This is a genomic window from Mycobacterium kansasii ATCC 12478 (genome assembly GCF_000157895.3).
Lineage (GTDB): Bacteria > Actinomycetota > Actinomycetes > Mycobacteriales > Mycobacteriaceae > Mycobacterium > Mycobacterium kansasii.
Genome location: NC_022663.1, coordinates 4,012,945 through 4,032,308, shown reverse-complemented (window position 1 = coordinate 4,032,308; position 19,364 = coordinate 4,012,945). Strand labels below are relative to the sequence as shown.

The 19,364-nt window shown below is 69.2% G+C and carries 20 protein-coding genes; 5 read left to right on the top strand and 15 right to left on the bottom strand.

What is annotated here, in order from left to right; translation table 11 throughout:
- Positions 1–76: 76 nt before the first annotated feature.
- The 7 genes from MKAN_RS29800 to MKAN_RS17555 form a co-directional block, all read right to left on the bottom strand.
- Complete coding sequence (locus MKAN_RS29800) at positions 77–178, bottom strand: 30S ribosomal protein bS22 (protein WP_003402602.1); 102 nt, start codon at positions 176–178, stop codon at positions 77–79.
- A 171-nt stretch (positions 179–349) separates the two neighbouring features.
- Positions 350–607 carry a helix-turn-helix domain-containing protein gene (locus MKAN_RS17580; protein ID WP_023370446.1) on the bottom strand — a complete coding sequence of 86 codons (258 nt, stop codon included), beginning with the start codon at positions 605–607 and terminating at the stop codon, positions 350–352.
- 140 nt (positions 608–747) lie between these two features.
- Positions 748–1,620, bottom strand: a complete 873-nt coding sequence (proC, locus tag MKAN_RS17575; protein WP_172836668.1) for a pyrroline-5-carboxylate reductase — start codon at positions 1,618–1,620, stop codon at positions 748–750.
- Between the two features lie 28 nt (positions 1,621–1,648).
- On the bottom strand, positions 1,649–2,494 hold the full coding sequence (locus tag MKAN_RS17570; RefSeq protein WP_023370441.1) for a thioesterase family protein: 846 nt from the start codon (positions 2,492–2,494) through the stop codon (positions 1,649–1,651).
- A 1-nt stretch (position 2,495) separates the two neighbouring features.
- Complete coding sequence (locus MKAN_RS17565; RefSeq protein WP_023370439.1) at positions 2,496–3,338, bottom strand: sugar phosphate isomerase/epimerase family protein; 843 nt, start codon at positions 3,336–3,338, stop codon at positions 2,496–2,498.
- A 15-nt stretch (positions 3,339–3,353) separates the two neighbouring features.
- Positions 3,354–4,388: a membrane protein gene (locus MKAN_RS17560; protein WP_023370437.1), complete on the bottom strand. Its 1,035-nt coding sequence runs from the start codon at positions 4,386–4,388 to the stop codon at positions 3,354–3,356.
- Positions 4,385–5,419: a Ppx/GppA family phosphatase gene (locus MKAN_RS17555; protein ID WP_023370435.1), complete on the bottom strand. Its 1,035-nt coding sequence runs from the start codon at positions 5,417–5,419 to the stop codon at positions 4,385–4,387. Before MKAN_RS17555 ends, MKAN_RS17560 begins: the two co-directional genes overlap by 4 nt.
- A 141-nt stretch (positions 5,420–5,560) precedes the next feature.
- Between MKAN_RS17555 and MKAN_RS17550 the strand changes: the two genes are divergently transcribed.
- On the top strand, positions 5,561–6,358 hold the full coding sequence (locus MKAN_RS17550) for a DUF3109 family protein (RefSeq protein WP_023370433.1): 798 nt from the start codon (positions 5,561–5,563) through the stop codon (positions 6,356–6,358).
- Between the two features lie 32 nt (positions 6,359–6,390).
- Here MKAN_RS17550 and MKAN_RS32105 read toward each other — a convergent pair whose 3' ends face one another.
- Together MKAN_RS32105 and MKAN_RS17540 are read right to left on the bottom strand one after the other, a co-directional pair.
- Positions 6,391–6,609 (bottom strand): hypothetical protein, encoded by a 219-nt coding sequence (locus MKAN_RS32105; protein ID WP_051480516.1) that lies wholly within the window; start codon positions 6,607–6,609, stop codon positions 6,391–6,393.
- A gap of 48 nt (positions 6,610–6,657) precedes the next feature.
- Positions 6,658–7,380, bottom strand: a complete 723-nt coding sequence (locus MKAN_RS17540; protein ID WP_036394714.1) for a FadR/GntR family transcriptional regulator — start codon at positions 7,378–7,380, stop codon at positions 6,658–6,660.
- Between the two features lie 44 nt (positions 7,381–7,424).
- On the opposite strand from MKAN_RS17540, the gene MKAN_RS17535 reads away from it, so the two are divergent.
- From MKAN_RS17535 to MKAN_RS17520, 4 genes are all read left to right on the top strand, one after another.
- Positions 7,425–8,384 carry a hypothetical protein gene (locus tag MKAN_RS17535; protein WP_036394711.1) on the top strand — a complete coding sequence of 320 codons (960 nt, stop codon included), beginning with the start codon at positions 7,425–7,427 and terminating at the stop codon, positions 8,382–8,384.
- Positions 8,381–8,710 carry a hypothetical protein gene (locus MKAN_RS17530; RefSeq protein ID WP_023370425.1) on the top strand — a complete coding sequence of 110 codons (330 nt, stop codon included), beginning with the start codon at positions 8,381–8,383 and terminating at the stop codon, positions 8,708–8,710. Before MKAN_RS17535 ends, MKAN_RS17530 begins: the two co-directional genes overlap by 4 nt.
- Positions 8,707–10,572: a GMC family oxidoreductase gene (locus MKAN_RS17525; protein WP_023370423.1), complete on the top strand. Its 1,866-nt coding sequence runs from the start codon at positions 8,707–8,709 to the stop codon at positions 10,570–10,572. The genes MKAN_RS17530 and MKAN_RS17525 overlap by 4 nt, the downstream gene beginning before the upstream one ends.
- A gap of 129 nt (positions 10,573–10,701) precedes the next feature.
- Positions 10,702–12,621 (top strand): PE family protein, encoded by a 1,920-nt coding sequence (locus MKAN_RS17520; protein WP_023370421.1) that lies wholly within the window; start codon positions 10,702–10,704, stop codon positions 12,619–12,621.
- Between the two features lie 180 nt (positions 12,622–12,801).
- Here MKAN_RS17520 and regX read toward each other — a convergent pair whose 3' ends face one another.
- The 6 genes from regX to MKAN_RS17490 all read right to left on the bottom strand — a co-directional run bounded on the left by regX (position 12,802) and on the right by MKAN_RS17490 (position 19,220).
- Positions 12,802–13,485, bottom strand: a complete 684-nt coding sequence (gene regX, locus MKAN_RS17515) for a two-component sensory transduction protein RegX (RefSeq protein WP_036394807.1) — start codon at positions 13,483–13,485, stop codon at positions 12,802–12,804.
- Between the two features lie 357 nt (positions 13,486–13,842).
- Positions 13,843–15,066 carry a sensor histidine kinase gene (locus MKAN_RS17510; protein WP_023370417.1) on the bottom strand — a complete coding sequence of 408 codons (1,224 nt, stop codon included), beginning with the start codon at positions 15,064–15,066 and terminating at the stop codon, positions 13,843–13,845.
- Positions 15,067–15,202: 136 nt separating this feature from the next.
- On the bottom strand, positions 15,203–15,958 hold the full coding sequence (locus tag MKAN_RS17505) for a phosphoglyceromutase (protein WP_023370415.1): 756 nt from the start codon (positions 15,956–15,958) through the stop codon (positions 15,203–15,205).
- A gap of 13 nt (positions 15,959–15,971) precedes the next feature.
- A complete protein-coding gene (locus MKAN_RS17500; protein WP_023370413.1) occupies positions 15,972–16,520 on the bottom strand; it encodes a type III secretion system chaperone family protein in 549 nt (182 codons plus the stop codon).
- The gene (mshA, locus tag MKAN_RS17495) at positions 16,517–17,860 is read right to left on the bottom strand and encodes a D-inositol-3-phosphate glycosyltransferase (RefSeq protein WP_023370411.1); all 1,344 of its coding nucleotides are present in this window, start codon (positions 17,858–17,860) and stop codon (positions 16,517–16,519) included. Before mshA ends, MKAN_RS17500 begins: the two co-directional genes overlap by 4 nt.
- A gap of 58 nt (positions 17,861–17,918) precedes the next feature.
- Complete coding sequence (locus MKAN_RS17490) at positions 17,919–19,220, bottom strand: ROK family transcriptional regulator (protein ID WP_023370409.1); 1,302 nt, start codon at positions 19,218–19,220, stop codon at positions 17,919–17,921.
- Positions 19,221–19,364 lie beyond the last annotated feature (144 nt).

The following is a 19,364-nucleotide window of genomic DNA, read 5'->3' as shown; positions in this document are numbered from 1 at the left end:
CGACAGCCTAGCGGCGACGAGAGACAGCAGCGTTACAAGCCGGTGACGGTACGCGTCAACTGGGGCCGGTCGGGCCTTACTTGCCGAGTTTCCTGCGCTGTACCCGGGTGCGGCGCAGCAGCTTGCGGTGCTTTTTCTTCGACATGCGCTTGCGCCGCTTCTTGATTACTGAACCCATGGACTCCGCTACCTGACCATGCCCGCTTGTCAATGTTTACAAGGGACTACCAATGACTACAAAGGACCCAGTCACTTTACCCAGCCCGCCGCACCCAACACCAAACCGGCGCCATTGGTGGCCGCCGGGCCTGGCGACGCAGACCCGTGGCAGCCCGCCCGGCGCTGCTGGCTAGCCGGCGAAGTACGAGGTCTGCAGCATGTCGTGGACGGCCTTGGCATGCACCCGGAAAGACCGCCCGACCCGAACCGCGGGCAACTCGCCGTTGTGCACCAGCCGGTACACAGTCATCTTCGAGACCCGCATCAGCGAAGCCACCTCGGCCACGGTGAGGAATTGTGTACCGGCCTGCTGGCCTTCCCCCGTGCCGCTGTCCCGCACCGATTTACCTGCGGAATCCCGTGCTGATGGCCCGTTCGTTGACGTCATCGCAACCCAATCATGTCAGGCACGCGCAATGCCAGCGGCTTCCCCTCCGCTGGCACCCACACGTGCATACAAAGAGGAGAATAGCGGGACTAGTGGGGTTATTGGTACTGGTGAGAGGAAATCAGTTCAAAATTCCCGAATTATTCCGATGTAATTCTTAGCTGCTCAGAGCGGCTTTTGGCGGCGTGGACGGCCGCGTCGACGACCCCCCGAAACCCGCCTTTTTCCAGCTCGCGCAGCGCGGCGGCGGTCGTCCCACCGGGGGAGGTGACCGACGCCCGCAGTTGCAGCGCCGTGGTGTCGACCCGCAACCCCGCCGGCTCGCCGGCGGCCGGACGCTCTTGCTCCATCCGCTCCAGCAGCATCGCCGTCGACCCGGCCAGGGTCTGCGCGGTCAGCTCGGTGGCCACCTGACGGCTCAAGCCCACCGCGACGCCGGCGTCGACCAAGGCCTCGACCAGCAGGAAGAAATACGCCGGCCCGGAGCCCGACACCGCGGTCACCGCGTCCAACTGCTGCTCCGGAACGTTCAGCACGACGCCGACGGCATCGAAGAGCGCGGACACCTCCTTCAGCTGTTGCGGGGTGACGAAGCGCCCCTTGGCCAGCGCGGTGACCCCGGCTCCCACCAGTGCGGCGGCGTTCGGCATTGCCCGGATCACCGGCGTGCCCGCCGGCAGCTTGGATTCGAAGTAGGAGGTCGTGACACCCGCGGCGACCGTGACGAACACCTGCTCGACACTGTCGCTTCCGGCGCCCGTGGCCGCTGCCGCCAAGTCCCCAATCACCGTCTCGACGTCGGCCGGTTTCACCGCGACGACCACAAACGTCGCGTGCTCGATCGCATCGCTGACTGAGGTGACCAGTACCGAGTAGGTGCTGGCCAGGTACTTGGCGCGTTCGGGGATCCGTTCGGCCACAACCAGGTCCTTGACCTGCCGGCCCGCGCGCAGCAAACCCGAGAGCAACGCTTCGCCGATACTGCCCCCACCGATGATCGCGATTCTTGCCATGCCGCACAGCATCGCAGACCCCGGACTGCTAGCCAGCGGCCGGGACCATCGCCAATTGACGTGCTTGCACCACCAGACGGCCCATGCTGTCGACGACGGTGTGGTCCTCGTCGAACCAGTCGTGTCCGATCTCCATGCAGGTGGCGATGATCCGCAGCCAGCCGTCGGCGACCAGCGCCCGAAGGAAGGCGGTGAGCTGGACGGTCGGCGCCCAGCCGGTGCGGTCTACGGCAAAGGTGACCGGCGCCGACAAATCCCCGCACATGAGCGCGAAAAGCGGATCAGGAGCCACCCCGCGCGGGCGCGCCCACATCTGGATGACCGGCGGCCGCCCGTCGGTATCGGGCTGCAGCGTCGACAGCAGCGGCCGCACGTCGCAGCCCTCGCCCAGGTGCACCAGTCCGGCCAGCGGGTGGCCCGGTCCGATCGGCGCGACATCGTCGGGAGGTTCGGGTGCCATCAGATCCACGACCGGGTTCGCCGACAGCAGCGGGGTCCCCCCACCGCAGCCCTGGTGCTCTGGTTCGCCCAGCGTGACAACGGCGTGCACCGCGGTGCGCTCACCCTGAGTCAGCTCGACGTCGACGACGCCGATCCGGCGGCCACGCTTGCGGATCGACGTGACCAGTCGCATCGCTCCCGGATCCGGCGCCCACAGGAAGTTGGCCGATACGACGACCGGTTGCAGTGCCGGCTGTGCTGCCGCCCCTCCGTAAGCCATCCGGGCGGCATTGGCGCACAGTGCCATCATCGCGCCGCCATGCACCTTGGGACCGATCGTCCAGTGCCGGTTCAGCTCGCCGTGAAATACCGCTTCATCGGCAGCAGCGTCGACCTGCCGCAGCGCCATGGCGGTGGTGAACATCGCGCTCATATCACCGCAGCAGATGGGTCCGGGCGAACTGCAGGGACTCCACCAGCATGGCTTCACGCTCGCTCGCCGAACGTGCCGACGAGGTGGACACCTCCAGCACCACATGGCCGGTGAAGCCACCACCGGCCAGCATCTGGCACACCGCGGCGGTGGGCTGCGTGCCGCGACCGGGCACCAGGTGTTCATCGGCGGGCAGCCCGCTGCCGTCGCACAGGTGCAGGTGCACCAGACCCCGGCCCATCCGGCGGGCCATATCCAGCGCATCGGTGCCCGCGGTCGAGGTATGCGAGAGGTCCAGCGTGTAATGGGCGTGATTGCCGTCCAGCGGGTCGTAGGACGGCGCGAACGCCGAAATCGCCGGACCCGGACCACCGCCGCGCCGGCGCATCCGTTCCCGTGATTGGCCGGCCCCGAACAGCCGGTCCGCCCGGAACGGAAACATGTTTTCGACGGCGACCATCACGTCGCTGGACGCTTCCAGCGCGGCGACCTGCTCACCGAACCCCTCGGCGTAGCGCCGTTGCCACCGGAACGGCGGGTGTACCACGACCGTCTGCGCGCCCAGTCGTTCGGCGGCCCGCACACTGCGCTCCAGCTTGGGAATCGGGTTGGCGCCCCATACCCGTTGCGAGATCAACAGGCATGGCGCGTGCACGGACAGCACCGGCACGCGGTAGCGTCGCGACAGCCTCCTGACCGCGTCGACGTCCTGGCTGACCGATTCGCCCCACACCATCAGCTCGACTCCGTCGTAGCCGAGTCGGGCCGCATACTCGAATGCGGCTTCGGCCCGCAGCGGGTACACCGAAGCCGTCGACAAGCCGACTTTGATTGCTGGACGCACTGTGTATCGGCGCGCCTAGCCGGTTTGCAGGGATAGCACCAACGGTCCCCAGGTAATCAGCGCGCCGACCGCAACCGCGATCAACGTACTGGCGATGTCCTCGGTCTTACGGACTACTCGCACCGCGACCACCAGCCCGAGGATCACCAAGACCGAGAGCACCAATGCCACGATGCTGTTCCATCGCCACAGCTGGTCGAAGGCGATAAACAGACCGGCGCCGAAGATGACGGCCATTATTGACTGCAGCACCACCACCGTGCCGCGCCACAGGGCCACCAGCGCCCCCGGGGCACGGCCGGAACCTGTTTTGTCGGCACGGTCGCTGTCGAGCCGCTCGGCGTCGAACACCGCCGGGGGTGCCTCGCCCCGCCGCCGGGCCACCTCGTCGGCCAGCGACTGCCCGCCGAACAGGGTCCGCTCGGCGGCGCCGTCCACATCGTGTAGGTAGGAACGCGCGTAGGCCGTCTCGTCGGCGACCGGTTCGGCCTCGTCTACCGCGACGTCTATCGCCTCCACCGAGCTGTCGACGTAGTGGCCAACCGGGTCGGGACTCATGTGCTCGGCACCGGACTGCTGCTCGGAGGTGTCGCCTTCTTCGGTGTGGCGCAGGGGTCGCGGGTACTCGCTGCGCTCGGGGCCCGACTTGCGTCGGGCGATCGGCTCGGATCTGGGCCAGCGTGGTTCCGGTTCGGACCAGTACCTGGCCATGGCCGGCTCCTCGGCTGCCGGTTCTGCGGCGACCGGCTCCGGTTCTGGAGGCGACGGGCGGGCCGGCTCGGCAACCTCGACTCGCGGTTTGCCGGGCTTTGGCTGACTTGGCGGTTCGGCCGGCACAGTGGGCGCGGGAGTCTCGGCCTTGCCGCGCCGGTCCTCGCGAATGATCGGGATTTCGCCGGTCAGCTCGGCCACCGTGACCGAATCGCTATCGCCGCGGCGACGGCGGCGCCGCCGGGTCACCGCAGGGGCGCCGATGGTGCCGTTTCGGGCCAGTAGTTCGGCGACCGAGATCTGCTTGGTGTCCTCCGTGTCGGAATGTGGTCCAGTCATGGTTTGTTGCCTCTCGATCGGGGAGCGGCATTCCGATCTACTAACTGACCTCCAGCATCGCGCACCGATGTCGCCACCGGCGAAGTTTCCATGAAGGCGGTCCCGTCGGCCTCGCTGTCGAGTCGGCGCAAGATCACACCTTCCCGCAGCGCCCACGGGCAGATATCCACCGCTTCTATCGACAGCGCTCGCATGCTTGCCTCCGCGACCAGAGCCCCCGCTACGATCTGCGGCGCGCGCTCGGCGCTGACTCCTTCCAGTTCTGCACGGTCAGCGGTCGTCATCCTAGAGATGAAAGATATGAGTTGCCTGAGGCCGTTGGCCGTCAGCATCCGCTTCACCCGCGGGCCGGCGGCCGACGGCGCCGCTCCGGTCAGCCGTGCCAGCGAACGAAACGTCTTCGATGTGGCGACCGCGAGGTCAGGATTGCCTGCCTCCAGAACGGCCGCACTGGCGTCCGACAGTTCTGAGTCGAGCCAGTCACGCAGCATCGCGACCCGCCGCCGGCCGGGCGGATCGTCGGGCAGCCATTCGCGGGTCAACCGGCCGGCGCCCAGCGGCAGCGACAGCGCCACCTCGGGCTCCTCATCCACGCCGCTGGACAACTCCAGCGAACCGCCGCCGATGTCGAGGTTGACGATGCGGCCCGCACTCCAGCCGTACCATCGTCGCACCGCCAGGAAGGTCAGCCGGGACTCGTCGACCCCGCCCAGTACCTGCAACTCGACACCGGTTTCCTTGCTCACCCGGGCCAGCACATCTTCGGAGTTCTCGGCTTCCCGCACGGCGGAGGTGGCGAAGGCCATCAACTCGGCACAGCCGGAGCTCACCGCGATCTTGGCGAACTCGTCGATGGTCGACACCAGTTTGTCGGCACCGCGCCTGGTGATCTTGCCCGAGCTGTCGGTGGCTTCGGCCAGACGCAGCGTGGCCTTCGTCGAACTCATCGGCGTCGGATGCCCACCACGGTGAGCATCTACCACCAGTAGATGGACCGTGTTGCTGCCCACGTCCAGCACGCCCAATCTCACGAAATCAAACTAGCGGGCGACGACGCGGGTCGCTCAGCGACCCGATGCGGGAGCACCGTCAGGCTTGCGGGGAGTGCCCGCGCAGCATGCACCTGCCGCTGGCCGCCCAGACGACCGCAACGGTGGACTAACGTTGCAACCGTGGCAAACTCGCGCCTGAGGCCGGTGCACCCGGGGCAAGAGGTGGAATTGGATTTCCCCCGTGAGTGGGTGGAATTCTACGATCCCGACAATCCTGAGCACCTGATCGCGGCCGACCTCACCTGGCTGCTGTCGCACTGGACATGTGTGTTCGGCACGCCCGCCTGCCAGGGTACGGTGGCGGGCCGGCCGGACGACGGGTGCTGCTCGCACGGAGCCTTCCTATCCGATGACGACGACCGTGCCCGGCTCGACGCTGCGGTGCAGAACCTGACCGACGAGGACTGGCAGTTCCGCGAAAAAGGCCTGGGCCGCAAGGGATATCTGGAACTCGACGAGCATGACGGCCAACCGCAGTACCGCACCCGGAAACACAAGGACGCCTGTATCTTCTTGAACCGGCCGGGCTTCAAGGGCGGGCCCGGCTGCGCGTTGCACACCAAGGCGCTGAAGTTGGGTGTGGCGCCGCTGACGATGAAACCGGATGTCTGCTGGCAGCTGCCGATCCGGCGCAGTCAGGAATGGGTGACCCGGCCCGATGGCACCGAGATTCTGAAAACCACCGTCACCGAATACGATCGCCGCGGCTGGGGTTCCGGCGGGGCCGACCTGCATTGGTATTGCACCGGCGACCCGGCCGCCCATATCGGAACCAGACAGGTGTGGGAGAGCCTGGCCGACGAGCTCACCGAACTGCTCGGTGTGAAGGCATATGCGGAACTGGCCGAAATATGTAAACGCCGCAGCCGGTTAGGGCTGGTGGCCGTCCACCCTGCGACACGCGCGGCGCCGAGGTAGCGGACGGGCCGGGGGGAGTTTGCGCAACGGCGCTATCCGGCGTCCGGCGCGCGACGTCGTAGCGGCACCGGCGGCAACGCCATCGGGCTGTTCGGCAGCGGCGGCGGGGATGCCAGGTTCATCGGCCACGCCGGCGACGGCGGGAACGCGGGAACCGGTGGCGCGTTCGATGCCACCGGCGGTGGCGGCGGCAACACCGCCCTGATCGGCAACGGCGGCAACGGCGGCTGGGGCCAGGGGCCCGGCGGCACCGGCGGGCTGCTGTTGGGCCAGTACGGGGACCAACGGCTAGCGCACAGTCAGCTCGCGGATCCCTCGGTGTAGGCCACGATCATCCGCAGCGCGCTGGCGCGCAGATACGCCTCGACGGCCGCGCCGGCGGCAACAGGGTCGCACTCCAGCACCGCCTTGGTGATCGCTCGCAGATCGGCCAGCACCGGTTCGGCGTCGTTGTAGGCCCCGGTCAGCTCGTGCTCGCGGCCGCCGAAGGCGTGCTCGACCCAGCGATACAGCAACCCCAGTGCGCGGTTACGGGTGCTGTGGATGAGCACCCGGAAATACGCGAGATCGGCCGCCTGCCGGGCGGCGGCACCATCGGCGTCCCGCAGTGCTGCCAGGGCGTCGCGTAATGCGTGGGCATCGTCGGGGGTGTGTCGCTGTGCGGCCAGGCGGCCGATCAACGGACCTAGCGCCGCGCGGATCTCCAGCAGTTCGGCGAGGAAATCCGGACCCAGTTTGCGTACCAGCGCCTCGACCACGGCGGGATGGGTGAGCCCCTCGGGATCGCGTACCACGCTGCCGCTGCCGTGTCTGACCTCGATCAGGCCCATCTGCTGCAGCCGGGCCAGCCCCTGCCGCAGCGACGTGCGGTTGACCCCGAACTGTGCCGCCAGGTCACGCTCCGGCGGCAGCGTCGAGCCGGGCGGGAAGACCCCGTCCAGGATGGCGTCCGCGATCGACGCGGCGATCTGTTCGTCGACGCGCAGACGGTCCGGCGGCTGAAAGGCACTTGACTGGTTCATTGGCTCAACCAATATAGTGGACGAATCAACCGGAGGTGGAGCAAGTGGACGATGAATTGCTGTCGGCGGTAGCCCCGCGCTGGCAAGGTAAGGCGGGACGGCTGGAAGTCTGGTACGCCACCCTGTCCGATCCGTCGACGCGCGCTGGTCTGTGGGTCCATTGCGAAACGGTGGCGCCGACAACCGGATCGCCCTACGGGCACGGCTGGGTCACCTGGTTTCCGCCGGAGGGCCCGCCGCGCACCGAACGTTTCGGTCCGACGCCGGTCCAGCCCGCCGCCGGCTCGGCATGGTTCGACGCCGCCGGCGCCCGGGTGGCGCCCGGAAAGCTGACCGGGCGGGCCGGATCAGTGGCTTGGGACCTGGCCTGGACGGACGCCGGCGCGCCGCTGTGGACGTTTCCCCGGGCGGCGTGGGAGCGCGAGTTGCTGCCGGGCGCGCAGGTGGTGCTCGCCCCCACGGCCGACTTCACCGGCTCGCTGAGCGTGGATTCCGAAGGCACCAGCACCCATCCCGTCACCGGCTGGCGCGGCGGCGTCGCACACATCTACGGGCATGGCAATGCCAAGCGCTGGGGCTGGATCCACGCCGACCTCGGCGGCGGCGACGTCGTGGAGGCCGTCACCGCGGTGTCGCACAAGCCGGGACTGCGCAAGCTTGCGCCACTGGCGTTCGTCCGGTTCCGCATTGACGGAAAAGACTGGCCGGCAAGCCCTTTCCCGTCCCTGCGGATGCGCACCACGCTCGGCGTGGCGCACTGGCAGCTGGAGGGACGCATCAGCGGCCGGAAAGTGCTGATCCGCGTCGATCAGCCCCCGGACAGGTGCGTGAGCTTGGAATACACCGATCCGGACGGGGGCAGGGCGGTGTGCACCAACACCGAACAGGCCGACATCTACATCGAGGTCGACGACCGGCGTTGGTCGGTGTTGGGCATCGGACATGCCGAAGTCGGGCTGCGCGGAGCCGACGCACCCGCCGTCAACGAAAGGACCCCGTCATGAGCTTTCTCCTGGACCCGCCGCTGCTGTTCGCCAGCGGAGCGCTCATCGAGCGCAGGGTGCCCGAAGACCGTCGTGATCTCATCGAAGCCGCCGTGCTCGGTGTCTTCTTCGCGGGATCGTTCGGGCTCTACAACAACGTGCCCGGGCTGGGGTTCTTGTGGCGCCCCTTCCGCTCGCAGAACGGCCGTGACTTCATGTGGAACAGCGGCGTGTTCGACGTGGACACCGCGGAAGCAGGGTGGCCGTTGCACGCCGCCGCCGGCGGCATCTTCGGGACCTATCCGTTCTTCATCAAACTCGGTCGACGGTTCGGGCGCCGACGATGAGCCGGCTGGCCGACCGGGCCGTGGCCGCGTTTGGGACGGCGTTGCTGCCACCCGAGCACGGGGGTCCGGCGCCGGCTCAGTTCGTCGAGCGCGTCGGGCGCTACGTCGAACAGCTGCCGGCGACGCAACGGTTCGCGGTGCGCGCCGGGGTGCTGTCGCTGGCGGCCGCGAGCTACCTGACCACGGGCCGGTCGTTGCCACGATTGAACCCGGCGGACCGGGCCCGGGTGCTGGGCCGGATTGCGGCCGTCGGTCCAGATATGGGTGCCGCGGTGGAGGGCCTGAAAGCGATCGTGCTGCTGGCCAACGGCGCGGACGCCTACGCCGACGAGCTGCTCGCCCGGGCCCAGGGGCACGACCCGGCGCGCCCGGATGCCGCGCTGACCGTCACGTCGTCGACGGATAGCCCTGCGGTCGTCACCACCGATGCGGTGATCGTCGGCTCCGGGGCCGGCGGGGCCATGGCCGCGCGCACGCTGGCACGGGCCGGCCTCGGCGTCGTCGTGCTCGAGGAGGGGCGGCGCTGGACGGTCGAGGAGTTCCGCACCACCCACCCGATCGACCGATATGCCGGCCTTTACCGCGGCGCCGGGGCCACCATCGCGCTGGGCCGCCCGTCGGTGGTGCTGCCGATGGGCCGGGCGGTCGGCGGCACCACCGTGGTCAACTCCGGCACCTGCTTTCGGCCGCCCGATGCGGTGCAACGGCGCTGGCGCCACGAGTTCGGGCTTGACCTGGCGGACCCGGACCGGCTGGCCTGCCACCTCGACGAGGTCGAGCGCACGCTGCAGGTCGCGCCGGCTCCGCTGGACATCATGGGCCGCAACGGCAACCTGTTGCTCGATGCCGCCACCGCGCTGGGCTGGCGGGCAGCGCCCATCCCGCGCAACGCGCCCGGCTGTGGCGGCTGTTGCCAGTGCGCGATCGGCTGCCCCCGCAACGCCAAGTTCGGGGTACACCTCAACGCGCTGCCGCAGGCCTGCGCGGCCGGGGCGCGGATCGTCTCCCGGGCGCGCGTGGAACGGGTGTTGCACGAGCACGGACGCGCCCGCGGCGTGCGCGCCCGCCGGCCCGACGGCACCGCGATCGACGTGCTGGCAAACACCGTCGTCGTCGCCGCCGGCGCCACCGAGACGCCGATGTTGTTGTGGCGCAGCGGTCTTGGCGGCCATCCCCGGCTCGGCCGGAACCTCGCGCTGCACCCGGCGACGATGGTCGCCGGCCGGTTCGACGAAGACGTGTACGCCTGGCGCGGAGTGTTGCAAAGTGCGGCGGTCCACGAGTTCCACGAATCCGACGGGGTGCTGATCGAGGCGACGGCCACGCCACCGGGCATGGGCTCGATGGTCTTTCCCGGCTACGGCGCAGAACTGCTCGGCTGGCTGGATCGGGCGGCTCGGGTCGCTACCTTCGGTGCGATGGTTGCCGACCAGGGCGTGGGGTCGGTCCGGTCAGTGCGGGGGGAGGCGCTGGTGCGCTACGACATCGCCCGCGCCGACATCGCCAAGCTGCGAGTCGCCATGGAGGCCATCGGCCGGCTGCTTTTCGAGGCCGGGGCGGCCGAGGTACTCACCGGCCTGCCCGGCGCCACGACGGTGACGTCGCTGCCCGAGCTGCGGGAGGCGGTGCGGCGCAGCGACCCCGCAAGCCTGCACCTGGCGGCCTTCCATCCGACCGGGACCGCGGCCGCCGGCGCCGACCCGCAGATCTGTCCAGTCGACCCGACCGGCCGGCTGCGCGGCGTCGACGGTGTGTGGGTTGCCGACGCATCGATTCTGCCCAGCTGTGCGGAGGTGAACCCGCAGGTGTCGATCATGGCGCTGGCACTGGCCGTGGCCGACCAGATAGTCGCCCGTCGCTGACCGCGACAGTCTGGGCTGAAGAGCGCCAGCCAGCGTATTTCATCTTCTCCGAACAACTGCGACAAGCGCGCCCCGGACACTAAGGACTCCAAGCGCCATGCGGGGCCAATGTTTGGAGGAGGACGACCCATGTCATTCCTGATCGCGGCGCCCGACCCGTTGCTGGCGGCAGCGGGCGACCTCATGGGGATCGGCTCGGCAATCGACTCGGCCAACGAGACCGCGGCAGTCCCAACAACTAAGTTGCTGGCCGCCGCCGGCGATGAGGTGTCAGCGGCAATCGCCACCCTATTCAACACTTACGCCGAGGAGTACCAACAGTTAAGCGCCCAGGCGGGCGCCTTTCACGACCACTTCGTGCGCACCCTGCAGGCCGGCATGAGTTCCTATGCCAGCGCCGAGACCGCCAACGCCGCCCAGCAACTGCTCAACGTGCTCAACGCACCCTCGCGGGCATTGCTGGGACGCCCAATGATCGGCAACGGCTTCGACGGGGCGCCAGGCACCGGGCAGGCCGGTGAAGCGGGCGGCTTGTTGTTCGGCAACGGCGGCAACGGCGCCTCCGGCGCGCCCGGACAAGCCGGCGGTGCCGGCGGCGACGCCGGACTCATCGGCAGTGGCGGGATCGGCGGGACCGGCGGCATCGGGGCGCGCGGCGGAAACGGCGGCGCCGGGGGCTGGCTGTTGGGCAACGGTGGCGCCGGCGGCACCGGCGGGATCGGCGCTGCCGGCGGCAATGGCGGCAGCGCCTACTTCTTCGGAGACGGCGGAGCCGGCGGGCGCGGCGGCACCGGACTCGGCGGCGCCAACGGCCTCAGCCCGACCGATACCGGCACCGCCGCCACCGGGCAGCGCGGCGACAATGCGTCGGGAACCGATAACTTCCCGCACGGCGGCTCGGGCGAGATTGGCAGTCCGGGCGGAACTGGTATCGGCGGCGGTACGGGCGGGGCCGGCGGTGACGCGAAACTCATCCTGACCAAGGCCGCCGCTCCGGTTCTGTACGAAGCCATCGCCGGTAACGGAGGCGACGGCGGTCCCGGGCCCAACGGCGGCGCTGGCGGGACCGGCGGCAACGCCACTGTCATGCCGGATGGAAGCGGTGGCCCCGGGCTGTCGGTCACGGGTTTGGCGCGCGGCGGCGGCGGCGGTTACGGAGCCGACGCTGGCGCGGCCGGCGGCTCGGGCGGCGCCGGCGGCCACGGCGGTGCCGCCACATCCTCCACCCTCCATGCGACAGCCTTCGGAGGATTCGGCAGAGACGGTGGCAACGGCGCGGCCGGTGATCTGTCCGGCGGGGCGGGCGGCAACGGGGGTGTTGGCGGCAACGGGGGTCAGGCCGGGCTATTCATCGGCAACGGTGGCGCCGGTGGCGCTGGCGGCGCTGGCGGCGCCGGCGGGTTCGGGATGTCGGGCGGCGCCGGTGGCGTCGGCGGTGACGGCGGGATGGCATCAGCTGCCGGCGGCAACGGCACGGGTGGTCTGGGCGGCGACGGCGGCGACGGCGCTGACGGAAAGACCGCCGGCGGCCACGGCGGCAACGGCGGCACCGGCGGTATCGGCGGTAACGGCGGGCGGCTGTACGGCAACGGCGGCGCGGCCGGTGATGGCGGTGCCGGCGGCGCCGGCGGCGCCGGTGGTTCGGGCGGTTCCGGCGGAGCCGGCGGCGCCGGGGGTGATCTCACCGCAGGCATAGGCAAGGGCGGCGACGGCGGTAACGGCGGCGACGGCGGTGACGGCGGCGACGGCGGCGACGGCGGCAACGGCGGGGCCGCTGGAAGGTTCGGCCTCGGTGGATTGCTCGGGCCCACCAGCGATGGCGGAATCCGGATAGGCATTGGCGCCGGCCCGCTGGGATCGGGCGGCGCTGCTGGCGCAGGCGGAGCGGCAGGTGCCGCTGGGGCGGCCGCTGTCGGCGGCACCGCCGGAAGCGGATTGGCCGACGGCACCGCCGGGATTAACGGCGCCGATGGCACTGCCGGCACGGCAGGCGTCGCGGGCCAAGCCGGTCAGCCCGGCCCATCAGCAACCTGGCCGATATTCTTCTAGACCTGATACACCAAAGCTGCTGTGGCCCATGGGCCTTGGGACGCGCGTTGGCGCCACATGGTGCCTTATCGGCGAACGGCCCGCTGCCCGGTCAAACTCGCGAGGCGTAATTACCTTCGGCCCGATTCCGCCACAGAGCGGCACCTGTCGATACCAACCCGCCGAGCCCGGAGCAAGAGGTCAGCCCTCGAGCTTGTAACCGAGTCCCCGCACCGTCACCAAGTGCACCGGATTGGCGGGGTCGGCCTCGATTTTGGACCGCAGGCGCTTGACGTGGACGTCGAGCGTCTTGGTGTCGCCAACGTAGTCCGCACCCCAGACCCGGTCGATCAGCTGGCCGCGGGTCAACACCCGCCCGCTGTTGCGCATCAGGTATTCCAGCAGGTCGAACTCCTTGAGCGGCAAAGTAATGACCTCGCCGTTCACCGAGACGACATGACGCTCGACGTCCATCCGCACCGGCCCGGACTCCAGGATGCCGTCGCTCGATTCGGCGTCGTCGTCGCCGCCGCGGCGAAGCACCGCGCGGATTCGGGCGATCAACTCGCGTGCCGAATACGGCTTGGTCACGTAGTCGTCAGCGCCCAACTCGAGTCCGACCACCTTGTCGATCTCGCTGTCCCGAGCCGTCACCATGATCACCGGAACGCTGGACCGGGCACGCAACTGCTTGCACACGTCGGTGCCCGACATCCCCGGCAGCATCAGATCCAGCAGCACGATGTCGGCGCCGGACCGGTCGAACTCGGCCAACGCCGCCGGACCATCGGTCACCACCGTCGCCTCGAAGCCCTCCTTGCGCAACAGAAATGCCAGCGGATCGGCCAACGACTCCTCGTCCTCTACGATCAGCACGTTGGTCATCAGCGCCACTCCTCCTCATTGCTTCGCACTGCATCGTCGTCGGCGCGGGTCATCAGCGCCACTCTCCCCCGCAAGCGGGCGGTACCCCCACCTCATTGCTTCGCACTGCATCGTCGTCGGCGCGGGTCATCAGCGCCACTCTCCCCCGCAAGCGGGCGGTACCCCCACCTCATTGCTTCGCACTGCATCGTCGTCGGCGCGGGTCATCAGCGCCACTCTCCCCCGCAAGCGGGCGGTACCCCCACCTCATTGCTTCGCACTGCATCGTCGTCGGCGCGGGTCATCAGCGCCACTCTCCCCCGCAAGCGGGCGGTACCCCCACCTCATTGCTTCGCACTGCATCGTCGTCGGCGCGGGTCATCGACTCAGCTCTTCCTCTCGTTGTGACCTGTTGGGTCGCGCGTCGCGCGCCCGCAGTTGGTCAGATAGCTCGCTCTCATCGCATTCCGCCGCCGGAATCGACAACGTGAACGTGGACCCGGTTCCAGGTTTGCTCCACACGCCGATGCTCCCGTTGTGGTTGGCGGCGACGTGCTTGACGATGGCCAGTCCCAGCCCGCTGCCGCCGGTGGCCCGCGAGCGCGCCTTGTCGCCCCGGAAGAATCGCTCGAAGACCCGCTCCTGGTCCTCGAGCGCGATCCCGATCCCGCGGTCGGTGACGGCGATCTCGACGTTGTCACCGCGGCGGCGCCGGCTGATCGAGACCAGCGACCCGCGTGGTGAATAGGCGATCGCATTGGAAACCAGGTTGGCCAACGCGGTAACCAGCAGGGTTTGGTCACCGAGCACCCGTAGCCCGCTGGGCGCATCGGTACGAACCTCGATGTCGGCAGTGTCCGCGGCTACTTTGTGACGTGAAATCGCTTCGGACACAATGGTGTCGACGTCAACGTCGGTCACATTGTGCAGTCCCTCGGCGCCCTGCAACCGGGACAGCTCGATCAGCTCCGCAACCATGTCGCCAAGTCGATTGGCCTCAATGAGCACCTTCTCGGCGAACCGACGAACGGTGTCGGAGTCATCCGGCGACGCGAGTAGCGCTTCGGCAAGCAAGGCCATCGCCCCGACCGGGGTCTTGAGTTCGTGGCTCACATTGGCCACGAAGTCGCGCCTGGTCGCCTCCATCCGGGCATAGTCGGACTGGTCATGGACGAAGACCACGACGAACCTGCGGTCTTCCTCGCTCAGCAACCGGGCGTGCCCGTGCACCAATAGCCCGGAACGGCCGGCCGCACGCTTGGCGGGTGACAGATCGAACTCGACGTCGTCACCGCCCAACGCCTGCTGCGCGGCCCGCCAGGCTTGGTCGTCGAGCTGCCGGTCGCGCACCAGGCCCAGCTCCCTGGCCCGATGGTTGAGATAGACGACGTCGCGATGGGCATCCACCACCGCCGCACCCATCGGCATCAGGGCGACGATGCGCTGCAGCATCTGCGCGACGGTGATCCCGGCCCGCTCGGTGGCAGCTTGCTGGCGGCGCCGCGCGACCCGCTGCGACAGGCGGTTTCCCGCCGCAACACCTACGGCCAGCGCCAGCACGGACAAGACCCCGGCCAGCAACAGTGCCGAGAACACAGTCACAAGCAAAATCCTACAAACTCCGGTGAACGCGGCCCTAGCCGAGCGAGGCCGAAATCGGACAAGTCACACCAATCGCCACAGGTGTTCGGCTGTCGTTCACGCGTTGTTCAGCAAACACGCCTACCAGCGCCGACAATCAGACTTTGGCCGTGCCCTGGCTGGCCACCGCGGCAGCACCGGCGGCTGCGGCCTCCGGGTCCAGGTAGCGGCCGCCGGGCTGCACCGGGCGCAATTGGCGGTCCAGGTCGTAGCGCAGCGGAACGCCCGTCGGGATGTTCAGTCCGACGATGTCGTCGTCGGACATTCCGTCCAGATGTTTGACCAGTGCCCGCAACGAGTTGCCGTGCGCGACGATCAGCACGGTCTTGCCCGATCTCAGGTCGCCGACGATGACGTCGGTGAAGTAGGGCAGAAACCGGGCCACGACGTCGGCCAGGCACTCGGTCAGTGGGCCACCGCCGATATCGGCGTACCGCGGGTCGGCGTCCTGGCTGAACTCGCTGCCCTTCTCGATCGGCGGCGGCGGCGTGTCGTAGCTGCGCCGCCAGGCCATGAACTGCTCTTCGCCATAGCGCGCCTTCGTCTCCGCCTTGTTGAGACCCTGTAGCGCGCCGTAGTGGCGTTCGTTGAGCCGCCAGCTGCGCCGCACCGGAATCCACAGTCGGTCGGCGCGGTCCAGTGCCAGATGCGCGGTGGTGATCGCGCGCCGCAGCAACGACGTGTAGAGCACGTCGGGCAGCAAGTCGTGCTCTACCAGCAGCTCGCCGCTGCGGACCGCCTCGGCCTGGCCCTTTTCCGTCAGGCCGACGTCCACCCAGCCGGTGAACAAGTTGAGGGCATTCCAGTCGCTCTCACCATGGCGCAGCAGCACCAGCGTGGCAGTGTCTCCCATGCCGGCAAGTCTCTCACGCGTTCTGGCCGTCCTCACCGTCATCACCGTCATCACCGTCGATCAGATGCGCGAAGGCCTGTAGGTTCTTCAGCGATTCGCCGCGCGACACCCGCCATTCCCACTCTTTTTGAATCGATGAACGAAAACCCAACTCCAGCAACGTATTAAAGTCCGAGTCCACCGCCTCGAGCACCTGCCCGAGCACCCGGTCGATCTCCTCGGCGTCGACCGAGGCCAGCGACATCCGGCCCACCAGGTAGATGTCGCCGACCTTGTCCAAGGTGTACGCGACACCGTAGAGCCGGCGGTTGCGTCTGAGCAGGAACCGGTAGACACCCTCGTGGTTCTCGTCCGGTTTACGACACACGAAGGCCTCGACGCGCACCGAGTGCTCCCCGATGCTCAAGATGGTGTTGGTCTTGAGCTTGCGTTCACCCGGCAACTCCACGACGATGCCCGCAGGCCCGCCATGCGCGCCGGGGTGTCGCGAGTAGTTCAGCCGACTGGCCTGCAACGCCTGTTCGATCACCTGCGCCACGGTCTCGGCAGCATCGGATGTCACGCGCCCACCCCGCGACGAGCCGTCCAGCGGCGCGGTTTGCGCGCCGCAACCAGGTCGCGCACCCGGCGCCGGCGCCCCGCGGTGAAGTCGCCGATCGCCCGCCGGTAACTGGCCAGCAGTGCGTCGGTGGTGTGGTCCCACGAGAACCCGGCCGCGTGCTGGGCAGCTGCGCGACTCATCGCCCAGCCCGGCGTGCCCGCATTGCGACGCAGCAGCTGCTCGATCGCGTCGGCCCACCGGTCCACGTCGTGTCCGGATACCAGCGTGCCGGTGATCCCGTCGCGAACCGCGACCGGCAGCCCGCCGACCGCAGCCGCCACCACCGGCGTACCGCAGGCCTGCGCTTCGATGGCCACCAGACCGAACGACTCCGAATAGCTCGGCACCGCGACCAGGTCGGCGGCGTGGAACACGGTCGCCAGATCCGTGCGGGACTGTGGCGGCAGGAACGTCACTCGCTGCGCGATACCGAGTTCGCCGGCCAGTCGCGCCAGTCCCTCCGGCGCGGCCAGTCCACTGCCCGACGGCCCGCCGGCGACGACGACGCGCACTCCCGGGAGCTTGGCGACGGCGCGCAGCACGATATCGGGTGCCTTCAGCGGCTGGATCCGTCCGACGAAGGCCACCACCTGCCCGTCCAGCGGCAACCCCAGAGCGGCCCGCGCCGCCCGCCGGTCGCCGGGTGAGAACACGTCCAGGTCGACACCGGGATGAACGACGTCGACGCGCGCCGGATCTGCATGATGGATCGAGATCAGTTGTCGGGCTTCATCTTCGGTGTTGACGATGAGCCGGTCCGCCTCGTCGACAACCTGCTGTTCGCCGACGATGCGCAGCGGCGGCTCGGGGGCGTCACCGTCGGCCAGCGCCGCATTCTTCACCGCGGCCAGGGTGTGAGCGGTATGCACCAACGGCACCGCCCAGCGATCGCGGGCCAGCCAGCCGACCTGGCCGGACAGCCAGTAGTGCGAGTGCACGATGTCGTAGTAGCCCGGTTCGTGGGCGGCTTCGGCGCGCAGCACCCCGGCCGCGAACGCGCACAACTGGGTGGGCAGGTCGTATTTGTCCAGACCCTCGAAGGGTCCGGCTACCACGTTGCGCACCAGCACGCCTGGCGCCACCTGCACCACCGGTGGATCCGTCGAAGCGGTGGCCCGGGTGAAGATCTCCACCTCGATACCTCGCCGGCCCAGGTGCAGCGCACTTTGCAGCACGTAGACGTTCATTCCGCCGGCATCGCCGGTCCCCGGCTGGGCCAGCGGCGAGGTATGCACCGCCAGCAGGGCGACCCGGCGTGGATCTTCGTCTCCGGCTAGCCGGGGACTGTCGCTGTGGCGCACACTGTCATCTTTACAGGACGGGTTCCGGGGCTAGGCCCACGCACGGGCATAAGCCGCACTAAGCGAGCGCCCCCGGCTCGGTATCCGGCAGCCGGGTGTCCAGTGCTCCGGCACGACGCATCGCGCCCAACGGATCGGCGTAGAGCCCGCCCAGCGAGACGATGCCGGCCCCGGCTTCTTGCACTCGGTTGCCGAACGCGGTAACCCGGATGTCCCGCGGCGGCAGCACCGAGCATGCGGCGAAGGCCTTCTCCACCTGCTCCATCCCTTCCGGGTACTCGGTGAACGCCTGGCCACCCACCACCAGTTCGTCGGGGTTGAGCAGGTCGCGCAGCAGCGCGACCGATTCGCCGAGCACCCTGGCCCGCTCTGCCAATAGATCGCCGGCCTGTTGGTTGCCGGCGCGTGCCGCCCGGAGCAGGTCGGTGACGGCGCCGGCAGAGCCGTTGGCGCGCGTAGCCGAGGCGGCCGGAAGGATCCGAAGCCGGCGCGCGGCCGCCAACACCGCCTCGTCGCTGACGGTGGACTCGAGCTGTCCGGTGCCGCCGAGCAGCTCGGAGCGGGCCGGCAGGCCCGCAATGGTGCCGGGCCCGCTGGCCGGGCAGTGCACCCGCCCGTCGATCACCAGCGCATACCCCACGGTCTCGCGGGCATAGACGTACAGGCTGGTCGACGAGCCCGGCGCGAACCGTCGCATCCCCAGCAGCAGCTCGGCACCTGCCATGGCATCCACGTGGGATGCCACCGAGACGGGAAGGCCCAGCGCGTCGGCCAGCACCGGCCCGACCGGTGCCCGCTGCCAGCCCAGCCGGGGGTGATCGACATGGCCGGTCGCTCCGTCGACGGTGCCACCGATCGCCACACCCGCCCACAGCGCCCGACGCCGATGCCAGCGCCTCAGGTAGCGGCAGGCACTGTCGGCCAGCGACCCCAGCGCCGTCCCCGCGGGACTGAGCGGTGTCGGCGTCTCGACCGCGTCGAGGGTGCGACCGAACAGGTCGGCGGCGACGATGCTGGTCGTGCGCGCACCGATGTGGATGCCCAGCGTCACGAACGGCTCGTGGTTGACCTCCACGGGGACCCTGGGCCGCCCGATCGCCCCGGAAACCGCCAAGTCGGCGCGCTCACGCAATAGACCGGCGTCGAGCAGCGCGATGACTTGGCGGTTCACTGTCGCGATGCTCAGCGAGGTGACATTGGCGATGACGTCGCGGCCGACGGGGCCGCGCAACCGCACGGCCCGGAAGACGGACGCGGCCGCGGAGTCAGCCAGGTGCAGCGACGGCGGCACGACCTGGCGGTATGGCCGCGGCCGGCCGCCACGGGCGGGGCGATGGGTGGTGAGAGTAGTCGAGTGCACTGGCGTCCTTATTCCGAGTTCAACTGGCCGGGTCCTTGGCCACGCTTACTGACCTGAGTCAGGCGCGACAAAGTACGCGGCAACAACAGGCGCCCGCGCAAAGACACGCGGTCGTCGTGTTGAACCAGGCGCTGCAGTACACAC

Excerpts from the sequence above, each read along its gene's own strand:
- MKAN_RS29800 (WP_003402602.1), bottom strand. The coding sequence starts at position 178 with ATGGGTTCAGTAATCAAGAAGCGGCGCAAGCGCATGTCGAAGAAAAAG.
- MKAN_RS17580 (WP_023370446.1), bottom strand. The coding sequence starts at position 607 with ATGACGTCAACGAACGGGCCATCAGCACGGGATTCCGCAGGTAAATCG.
- proC (WP_172836668.1), bottom strand. The coding sequence starts at position 1,620 with ATGGCAAGAATCGCGATCATCGGTGGGGGCAGTATCGGCGAAGCGTTG.
- MKAN_RS17570 (WP_023370441.1), bottom strand. The coding sequence starts at position 2,494 with ATGAGCGCGATGTTCACCACCGCCATGGCGCTGCGGCAGGTCGACGCT.
- MKAN_RS17560 (WP_023370437.1), bottom strand. The coding sequence starts at position 4,388 with ATGACTGGACCACATTCCGACACGGAGGACACCAAGCAGATCTCGGTC.
- MKAN_RS17540 (WP_036394714.1), bottom strand. The coding sequence starts at position 7,380 with ATGAACCAGTCAAGTGCCTTTCAGCCGCCGGACCGTCTGCGCGTCGAC.
- MKAN_RS17530 (WP_023370425.1), top strand. The coding sequence starts at position 8,381 with ATGAGCTTTCTCCTGGACCCGCCGCTGCTGTTCGCCAGCGGAGCGCTC.
- MKAN_RS17525 (WP_023370423.1), top strand. The coding sequence starts at position 8,707 with ATGAGCCGGCTGGCCGACCGGGCCGTGGCCGCGTTTGGGACGGCGTTG.
- MKAN_RS17520 (WP_023370421.1), top strand. The coding sequence starts at position 10,702 with ATGTCATTCCTGATCGCGGCGCCCGACCCGTTGCTGGCGGCAGCGGGC.
- regX (WP_036394807.1), bottom strand. The coding sequence starts at position 13,485 with ATGACCAACGTGCTGATCGTAGAGGACGAGGAGTCGTTGGCCGATCCG.
- MKAN_RS17505 (WP_023370415.1), bottom strand. The coding sequence starts at position 15,958 with ATGGGAGACACTGCCACGCTGGTGCTGCTGCGCCATGGTGAGAGCGAC.